At 40.8% G+C, this 8,595-nt stretch carries 12 protein-coding genes and 1 rRNA gene; 1 reads left to right on the forward strand and 12 read right to left on the reverse strand.

Annotated elements, in window-relative coordinates; all coding sequences use genetic code 11:
• The first annotated feature begins 405 nt into the window (after positions 1-405).
• Entirely contained in the window at positions 406-696 is a 291-nt protein-coding gene (locus QYG89_RS15185; RefSeq protein ID WP_404318851.1) for an AbrB/MazE/SpoVT family DNA-binding domain-containing protein, read from the forward strand.
• 39 nt (positions 697-735) lie between these two features.
• Here the strand turns inward: QYG89_RS15185 and rsmI are convergent, their stop codons facing one another.
• The 12 genes from rsmI to rrf form a co-directional block, all read right to left on the reverse strand.
• Positions 736-1,611 (reverse strand): 16S rRNA (cytidine(1402)-2'-O)-methyltransferase, encoded by an 876-nt coding sequence (gene rsmI, locus QYG89_RS15190; protein ID WP_404318852.1) that lies wholly within the window; start codon positions 1,609-1,611, stop codon positions 736-738.
• Entirely contained in the window at positions 1,586-1,879 is a 294-nt protein-coding gene (locus QYG89_RS15195) for a GIY-YIG nuclease family protein (RefSeq protein ID WP_404318824.1), read from the reverse strand. Before QYG89_RS15195 ends, rsmI begins: the two co-directional genes overlap by 26 nt.
• On the reverse strand, positions 1,863-2,609 hold the full coding sequence (locus QYG89_RS15200) for a tRNA1(Val) (adenine(37)-N6)-methyltransferase (protein ID WP_404318825.1): 747 nt from the start codon (positions 2,607-2,609) through the stop codon (positions 1,863-1,865). The genes QYG89_RS15195 and QYG89_RS15200 overlap by 17 nt, the downstream gene beginning before the upstream one ends.
• A gap of 257 nt (positions 2,610-2,866) precedes the next feature.
• Positions 2,867-3,235: a DNA replication initiation control protein YabA gene (gene yabA / locus QYG89_RS15205; protein ID WP_404318827.1), complete on the reverse strand. Its 369-nt coding sequence runs from the start codon at positions 3,233-3,235 to the stop codon at positions 2,867-2,869.
• Positions 3,236-3,248: 13 nt separating this feature from the next.
• Positions 3,249-4,076, reverse strand: a complete 828-nt coding sequence (locus tag QYG89_RS15210; protein WP_404318829.1) for a PSP1 domain-containing protein — start codon at positions 4,074-4,076, stop codon at positions 3,249-3,251.
• Complete coding sequence (gene holB / locus QYG89_RS15215) at positions 4,069-5,070, reverse strand: DNA polymerase III subunit delta' (RefSeq protein ID WP_404318831.1); 1,002 nt, start codon at positions 5,068-5,070, stop codon at positions 4,069-4,071. Before holB ends, QYG89_RS15210 begins: the two co-directional genes overlap by 8 nt.
• A gap of 12 nt (positions 5,071-5,082) precedes the next feature.
• Positions 5,083-5,523, reverse strand: a complete 441-nt coding sequence (locus tag QYG89_RS15220; RefSeq protein ID WP_404318854.1) for a YaaR family protein — start codon at positions 5,521-5,523, stop codon at positions 5,083-5,085.
• A 15-nt stretch (positions 5,524-5,538) separates the two neighbouring features.
• Complete coding sequence (locus QYG89_RS15225; protein ID WP_404318833.1) at positions 5,539-5,868, reverse strand: cyclic-di-AMP receptor; 330 nt, start codon at positions 5,866-5,868, stop codon at positions 5,539-5,541.
• 132 nt (positions 5,869-6,000) lie between these two features.
• Positions 6,001-6,633, reverse strand: a complete 633-nt coding sequence (gene tmk, locus QYG89_RS15230) for a dTMP kinase (RefSeq protein WP_404318857.1) — start codon at positions 6,631-6,633, stop codon at positions 6,001-6,003.
• Positions 6,634-6,649: 16 nt separating this feature from the next.
• Positions 6,650-8,083, reverse strand: coding sequence for an aminotransferase class I/II-fold pyridoxal phosphate-dependent enzyme (locus tag QYG89_RS15235; RefSeq protein WP_404318835.1), 1,434 nt, complete (start codon positions 8,081-8,083; stop codon positions 6,650-6,652).
• 55 nt (positions 8,084-8,138) lie between these two features.
• Positions 8,139-8,330 carry a sigma factor G inhibitor Gin gene (locus QYG89_RS15240; protein ID WP_404318837.1) on the reverse strand — a complete coding sequence of 64 codons (192 nt, stop codon included), beginning with the start codon at positions 8,328-8,330 and terminating at the stop codon, positions 8,139-8,141.
• A gap of 155 nt (positions 8,331-8,485) precedes the next feature.
• Positions 8,486-8,595, reverse strand: a 5S ribosomal RNA gene (gene rrf, locus QYG89_RS15245); the annotation flags it as partial.

The following is an 8,595-nucleotide window of genomic DNA, read 5'->3' on the forward strand; positions in this document are numbered from 1 at the left end:
ACACTAATACCCCTAGTGGGCACTCAATTACTGAATTTTATTGACATTATTACTATTATACTAAAGAAATATACATAGCTGCAGCTAAAAAGCCGCTTCTTTTATTTTCTCTTATTCCGCTGTAATTGTAAACATTAAACTCCTTATCTGCCTTGTTTTTCAACGATCTCGTACACTGTTCATCTCATTCGACATTTTTTTCATTTTTTCGTTTCCAAATTATTCATATATCCCTTTAAAGCTTGATTTATCAACGTTTTCACTACCTTACATTCCCTGGCAAAATTACATTTTCTTGTTGACGACTATGGCAATAGCTGGTATGATAAAACCACAAGTGAAAAAAATGTCGAAAAATGACGATTAAACGTTAAAACTTTTTAATAAACAGGTTTGGAAGGGGAAATAAAAATGAAATCAACAGGTATTGTTCGTAAAGTTGACGAGCTAGGGCGTGTAGTTATTCCGATCGAACTTCGCCGTACACTGGGAATTGCTGAAAAAGACGCACTAGAGATTTATGTAGACGACGACAAAATCATTCTTAAGAAATACAAACCAAGCATGACTTGTCATATTACGGGTGAAGTATCTGACGACAATATCAAACTCGCAGGCGGAAAATTAATTCTTAGCCGCGAAGGTGCAGAACAACTAATGAAAGAAATTTCCGATTCATTTGCTTCTACAAAGTAATCATATAAAGTAAAAACGAGCCCATTTAGGCTCGTTTTTTTACTCTATATGATAAGCTTGATAAACCTCTCTCTTCCCTATTTTGCGGTCAACAGCGGTCTGTTTAATCGCTTCCTTTGAAGAAAAGTTTTTTTCTTCAATGTAATAATCAACATGTTCCTCCACAGAATAGGAAGACCACCATTCTTCCGTTTCTACTTCTTCGACTGTTTCATTCCCCTCAATGATCAAACAAAATTCTCCCAAAATATCTTCCTCTTTTGCCCAGGAGAGTGCTTCGTCTACTGTCCCTCGTAAAAACTCTTCAAACTTTTTCGTAAGCTCACGGCACAATACGATCCTCCGCTCAGCCCCTAATGCTTCCTTCATCAAGGCAAGTGTATCTTTCAACCGGTGTGGTGATTCATAAAGAATAAACGTATCACGCACTTTATTTAAATGGCTTAGCTGCTCTTTTTTCTCTTTTTTATTTCTGCTTAAAAAACCGTAAAAATAAAAAGGCTGGGGAGCAAGACCCGAAGCAATCAATGCCGTCAACGCTGCATTAGCTCCAGGCAGCGGAATAACAGTCAATTCTTCTTCTATCGCTGCTTTCGTCAGTTCATAACCGGGGTCAGAAATCGATGGCATTCCAGCATCGCTGACAAGTGCTACCTTTTCCCCTTTTTTCATCCGCTCAATCAGCTGCCTGCCGCTCGTTTCTTTGTTGTGTTCGTGATAACTGGTCACTGGAGTGGCAATCTCAAAGTAGTTACATAGCTTCTTTGTATTTCGCGTATCTTCAGCAGCGATTACATCTGCTTCCTTCATCGCACGTATGGCGCGAAAAGTCATATCTTCCAGGTTGCCGATCGGTGTGGGTACTAAATAAAGTGCTCCCGCCTCTTCATCAGCAAAACTTTTTTGTTTCCTTATCATAATAGCGGCCCTCCTTTTGTAAATAATCGATTTTTTGCTTCCGTGTCAGCCGTTTAAACGCGTATTCTGCCCTCATCGCTTCTGTTACTGTGCTAAACGTTTCCCAATGAATTAAGCTTACAGGTCCTCTGCCGCGTGTATATTTTGCGCCTTTACCAGAGTTATGCGCCTTCACTCTTTTCTCAAGATCTGTCGTGTAGCCACCGTACAGCGAATGATCTTTACACTCCAACACATAAAAGAAATGATTAGTGCTTTTCTCCATATAACATCTCTCTTACTTCTTCTGTATATTCCCCATGCTCATCATATACGAATAAGGGTGGCAATATTTTTAAGTCGGGAGCTCCATCTTTCATCCCTTCTATCAGTACCGTATTCGCTTCTTTTCCTTTTTTCGGGTAAACGAACCGAAGACGTTTCGGTTCCAAACGATATCTTCTCATCAACGTAACTAAATCTAACAATCTGCCCGGCCGATGAACGAATGCTGCTTTGCCGCCTTGCTTCAACAACTGGCTGCTCGAGCGGATACAATCTTCGAGTGTACAGCAAATTTCATGCCGGGCGATCGCTAAGTGTTCGTTCATGTTTACTTCTTTCGTAGAAGGCGTGATGAAATAAGGAGGATTACAAGTTACAACACTATGCTTTTCACGTCCTAATTGTTCTGGAGCGTCTTTCAAATCTCCGTGTATCATCGTGATTCTTTCTTTGAGTCCATTGTATTCAATGCTGCGGACAGCCATATCATGCAGCCTCTCCTGAATTTCCACTCCAATGATCGGCACATTTGTTTTCGTACTCATTAAAAGCGGAACAACCCCATTTCCTGAACATAAATCAACAACGGACCCTCTCTTAAGTGGAAGATAAGCAAATCTCGCGAGAAGCACAGCATCCAGGGAAAAAGCAAAGACAGATGGACTCTGAATGATTCTTAGTTCTTCCGCCAGTAAATAATCAAGCCTTTCATCATCTCGTAACAAAACCATACTTCATTTCCTCTCATGTGTACTTTCTAATTCAAAGGCTTTGTTGAACTTGTCTGTTGATTTCCACTGCGAGCGGTCCGAGAGCCACGTGCCTTTCGCTTCAATCAACACGAGTCATTAACATAGCCAATCCTAAAAAGAGAAAGGCTGTCCAGGCAGGCCTGGTGCTGCCCCATTCAAGAAGGTTTTCAAGACCTTCTTGGATAATGAGCAGTTCCGGCACTGGCCTTCATGGACAGCCTCTTCAAAACGTTCTATTATTTTTTATTTAAAAATGATAAACAAAACAGGCAATCTTCGTCTTTGCGCGGACTTCCAAAATGAACATTGCAAATATGAAAACCTTCCTGATACAGTCTTGCTAAGTTATCATAGCCTTCTCCTATATCCATCAGCTTTGAAGAGTCTGTACTATTTATTCCTTCAGCTATTCCTTGTCGATCCTGGCTTCGGGAAAGTTCAAGTTCCTCAAGCCGGCGTCGTAAATGTTCATTTTCTATTCTTAATGAATGATTTTCTTCTAACATTTCTATCAAGCTTTTTTTCAACTCTCCAAGCTGTTTATATAGCTGGCCAATTTGCAATTCCATATCACTGACCGAATCAAAAAATTCTTTTTTATCCACCCATTCCACCCCATTACTCCGTGGCTTGTGCTGGCATTGTACCTTCTGAACCAATTTCATCAATAGTGAATTCAAGGATCCGCTCATGCTCGAATACCTCTACTTGAAGTATCCGTTCTAAGATATTCAAACCTACCACTTTTCCAGCACCATGAGGGGTATTTACTTTTGCACCAATGTCAGGAAGAAGTTCTTTGGCTGCCTCGTATTCATCATTTTCATATTTTAAACAGCACATTAACCGGCCGCATAAACCTGAAATTTTAGTGGGATTTAATGAGAGGTTTTGATCCTTCGCCATTTTTATTGAAACTGGCTCGAAGTCTCCTAAGAACGTTGAACAACAAAGCATTCTGCCGCATGGGCCGATCCCGCCAAGCATTTTTGCTTCATCACGGACACCGATTTGCCGCAGCTCAATTCTCGTTCGAAAAATGGCTGCCAAGTCCTTCACAAGTTCACGGAAATCTACTCTTCCATCTGCTGTAAAATAAAAGATCACTTTGTTGCGGTCAAATGTATATTCAACATCAACAAGTTTCATATCCAATTTATGCTCGGCAACTTTTGCACAGCATATTTCAAACGCTTCCGCTGCTGCCGTCTTGTTTTCCTCTACAATTAAGCAGTCTTTTTGATCCGCTTTACGAATGACCTTTTTCAATGGGAGAACGATATCGTCGTCTTCCACCTTTTTTGGTCCGACTACTACTTCACCGTGTTCCACACCCCTAGCCGTTTCTACAATGACGTGGTCATTCTTTTCAATTCCTAGATCCATTGGATCAAAATAATATATTTTACCCGCTTTTTTAAAGCGTACTCCTACTACATCATACAAAGGATGTTCCCCCCTGCAGTTTTAACACAAGCTGTTCCATCAGCAGCTGTGGATTCATATTGGCATCAAGTTTCCGCTTTGCCTCTAAAATAGCTGTTAGCTGCTCTGTCGTCTTTGCAATGGAAGATTGCAGAGCTGTTTTCTTGAGCAAAGCAAGCTGATCAGGATAAGCAAGCCTTTGCTCTTCTCCCGTCTGAACAGATAAAAGATCTTTAAAAAGCAGCAGCAAAAGATCAAGCGCAAGACTTACCTGTTGTTTATCTTTGAAATGCCCGTTAAAGTCCTCTTGTAATTTTACCATGGCTTCTAATGGTTTTTTGAGCAGGACTTCGTATAATTTTAACACTATTTTGCGTGACTGTGCAAACCACTCTTCCTGGCTCAAACGAAGTGCTTCATCAATGTTATTGGTCAGTCTTGAAACAAGGGCAGCGATTGGCAGGGAGATTCCTTCTTCTGTTAATTGCTCCTTTAAAGATGCTGGCGGCAGCGGTTGAAAAGAAAGAAGCTGACAGCGGGAGATAATTGTTGGCAGCATTCTCTGTGACTGCTCAGTCAACAGAAAAGCGACCGTATCAGATGCTGGCTCTTCTAAAAACTTTAACAGACTGTTCGCTGCACTGGCTGTCATTTTATCTGCATGATTGATAATATAAATTTTCCGCTTTGCTTCAACAGCTGTTTTACTAAACTCTTGCTGCAAGAATACGATCTGCTGTTTTTTTATCGATAGACCGTCTGGTTCAATTACGTGAACATCCGGATGATTGCCGCTGTCGATACGCCGGCAATTGCGGCAATCATTACAGGGAATCTCTCCTTCTTTTTCGCAAAGCAGACTTTTAGCAAAATAAAAAGCTGTTTTCTTTTTCCCTGTGCCTGGATCACCATCAAATAAATAGGCATGCGCTACCCGTTCTTTCACCAAACTGTTCATTATCATTTTGAGCACAATAGGCTGTAAGTTCTTTAAATCTTCCCGTGTATCGGACATTGTCATCCCCGCCTATGTGTATAAATTTATAATTAGTCCTTTAATTTCTCCGATTTGGCCTAGTAAATCGACGGATGATTTTTCTTTATTCATTACGTCTTCTGTCAATGCAATTAATCTCTCATCAATCGTTTCTACAATTTTCAACTTGCGGCCTTCTCCAAATTGATTCCATGTATGAGAATCCTTTAGATTCATTCCGTAGTCTACCGCTTCTTTGATGAAACGGCGGACGAGTATCTTATATTTGGCCATGTCTTGAAAGGTCCGTGAACGAGCCAGCCTTTCTCCCGCACCTTCGATATCAACAAGCAGCTTTGTCAGTTGTTCCGTCTTCATTTGATGACCTTGCTGCTCAACGAGGCTTGCAAACTTCGATTGCCCCGCCTGTCCCGACTTTTGATCTGTCTGCAGCTTATCTATGTGAAAGTTCATGTCCTTGTTGATTTTCATCATGCATGTCCCCTATTAAAATTGCTGGAATTGCTCTACTGGTAAGACAAATACAGTCGCCCCGCCTACTGGTACTTCTACAGGATAAGGAACGTATGAATCAGCATTGCCTCCCATTGGCGAAACAGGGGCGACCATCTGATCCCTTGATTGGCAATTATCTTTAATAATAGCAAGTGCCCGATCAAGCCGGATGTCATCCGTACCAATAATAAATGTTGTATTTCCTGCTTTTAAAAAGCCACCTGTTGTAGCTAGCTTCGTTGCCCGGAAATTATTTTCTATCAAAGCTTGTGATAAACGCTGGCTGTCTTGATCTTGTACCACTGCTAAAATTAATTTCATTCCTGTTCCTCCTCTTTACATCCTTTTTCTCCTATTATACCAAGAAAAAGAATGTTTTTTGAATTGTACAAACAATATTAATAAAAAAGAACCCCTTTCTCAGGAATTCTCCTAAAGTTATTTACTAAGCGATCACTCGTTCATTTTAGCCATGATCCGATTTAAGCTTTCTCGATAAACCGTCTCAACTTCAGCTTCAGCGTTTATAACTGAAATGCGTTCAGAAAATTGTTCAGCAAGCTGTAAATAGCCTTCTCTCACTTTCTCATGAAATGACAATGCTTCTAAATCAAGCCGGTTCACTTCCCTTTCCCCATGGGCTTTAATTCGGTTAAGTCCTACTTCTGGGCGCACATCAAATAGCAATGTTAAATCGGGCATAAGCTCTCCAATAGCAAACTGATTAATTTCGTATACTTCCTTCATGCCTAATCCCCGCGCATAGCCCTGATAAGCTAAAGAACTATCGATAAAACGGTCACATAGCACAATATGGCCTTCTTGAAGTGCCGGCATAATTTTTTCCACGAGATGCTGCCTCCTTGCTGCAGCATACAATAAAGCTTCTGTCCTTCCATCCATTGACGTGTGATCTTTATTTAAAATCACTTCCCGGATTTGTTCAGATATAGAAATGCCCCCTGGCTCACGGGTAGCTGTTACCGTTTGTCCTATTTCGGCCAGCCCTTGCTTCAGCATTTGAATGACACTCGTTTTACCTGCTCCTTCCGGGCCCTCGATCGTAATAAACAATCCCCGCTTCATATATTCCTCCACACAATCATTCATTTATATTCTCCTCACAAAAAACAGCCACCTTATTTTCATCTAACCGCTGCCCCCCTTGGATATGAACACCTTGGACAATCAGCTTCTTCACGATCACTGCCTGTTCTTCAGATACTCTTTCTCCATTCATAATGAGGGCGATCCCCGGTGGATACGGGATAATCGTTTCCGCAGCAATTCTGCCGGCAGCTTCCTCTATACACACCCATTCTCTTAAACGCTTCTCCTGCTCCTTATAAGACAAAGCAAGGGGAGACACTTTTTGCTTATGTACGAGCGGTGCATCTACTAAAAAACGGCATTTTCTTTCTTCTATTGTAAGCTGTTCAATCTTTTCTTTCACTCTAAGAAGAAACCCATCGTCCCCTTTTTTAAATAAAGGAAGTGTACATAACACTTGAACCGGGTCAGCCATTTCCGTATAAATGTGTGCTTCTTCTAACCTTTTCTGCAATTCATAGCCGCTATAGCCGGGCTTTCTAAGCAGCATTTTTAATGGATCATCTGAAAAAACAGTTTCGATCTCTTTTTGATACAGCTGCTCAGCCAGTTTTTCTCTCATTTGCAGCGTAAAAGCCTGATCCTCTTCCGTTATGCCAGCCAAATAAGCGCGGGCCATATCCAATGAAGCCATAATGGGATACGATGGGCTGCTAGACTGAAGAGCTTGTAAATAAAATTCTAACTTCGTAAGCGGCACATCTTGTGATCCCACGTGAAGATAAGATCCCATCGTCATTGCCGGCAGCATTTTATGAGCTGAATGAACAACAATATCCGCTCCCATTTTTAAAGAACTTAGCGGAAACGGATCTTGTAATATAAAGTGAGGACCGTGTGCTTCATCAACTAGCACAAAAGAGCCTTTCTGCTTTGCCAGCCTAATAATTTCCCCAAGAGGCTCCGCTATCCCATAGTAATTTGGATAAGTTAAAATAATAGCTTTGGCAAAAGGATAGCGGTGATATGCCTCTTTTACTGTCTCAAAGCTGACTCCACCAGCTGTCTGTATGTGGGCATTATATTCTGTATCTAAAAAGATAGGTCTTAACTTTGCTAGTTTTAATGCATGAATAATGGACTTATGAGAATTACGCTGAACGAGGACAGTCTCGCCTTCTTCACAAAGAGCCAGCACCATTGCCAAGTTACCGACTGTACTTCCATTTACTAAAAAGTAACTCTTCCTCGTATTATATAAATGTGTTAATAATTGTTGTGCTTCTAAAATGCAGCCTTCCGGCGAATGAAAATCATCCAATCCTGAAATTTCGGTTACATCGTAACGCAAAATAGTTTGAAAGTCAGCAAGCAGCTCTTGTATTCCCGTATAGCCATTTTTATGACCTGGTACGTGAAAGGACAACGGCTGCTGCTTTATATGTTCTTGTAATGCTTCAATAATTGGAATGCTTGTGTGATTCACTTGAAATCCTGCCTTTTATACTTTTCTCTTAGCCTAACACATTATACTCTCTGAATCACGACAAAACAGATGACTTTCTTATTTTGCTTAACTTCTTTACAAGATCTGCGTATTCTTCTTCCTCAGGCTCTGTCTGAACAATGTCTCTTTCACATTCCCAGCAAATAAAAGCCGTATACACATGCATTCCTTCTACCTTTTCCTTATCACAGATGATACAAGTCTTTTTATTATATAACTTTTTCATTTCCCCACCTCCTAGAAGGTAGTATGCCCTTATTTATTGAAAATATACGAATCTAGTGATTGCAAAGATAAACTTTTACAAATCTATTTACTAGTTTTAGAAGAGTAAATGATTTAAGTATAAAAAAAGAACAGCTTCTGCTGTTCTTTTCGTTTGCCTGGCAGCGTCCTACTCTCACAGGGGGAAGCCCCCAACTACCATCGGCGCTGAAGAGCTTAACTTCCGTGTTCGGTATGGGAACGGGTGTGACCTCTTCGCTATCGCC

Source organism: Bacillus lumedeiriae (assembly GCF_044891285.1).
Lineage (GTDB): Bacteria > Bacillota > Bacilli > Bacillales > Domibacillaceae > Pseudobacillus > Pseudobacillus lumedeiriae.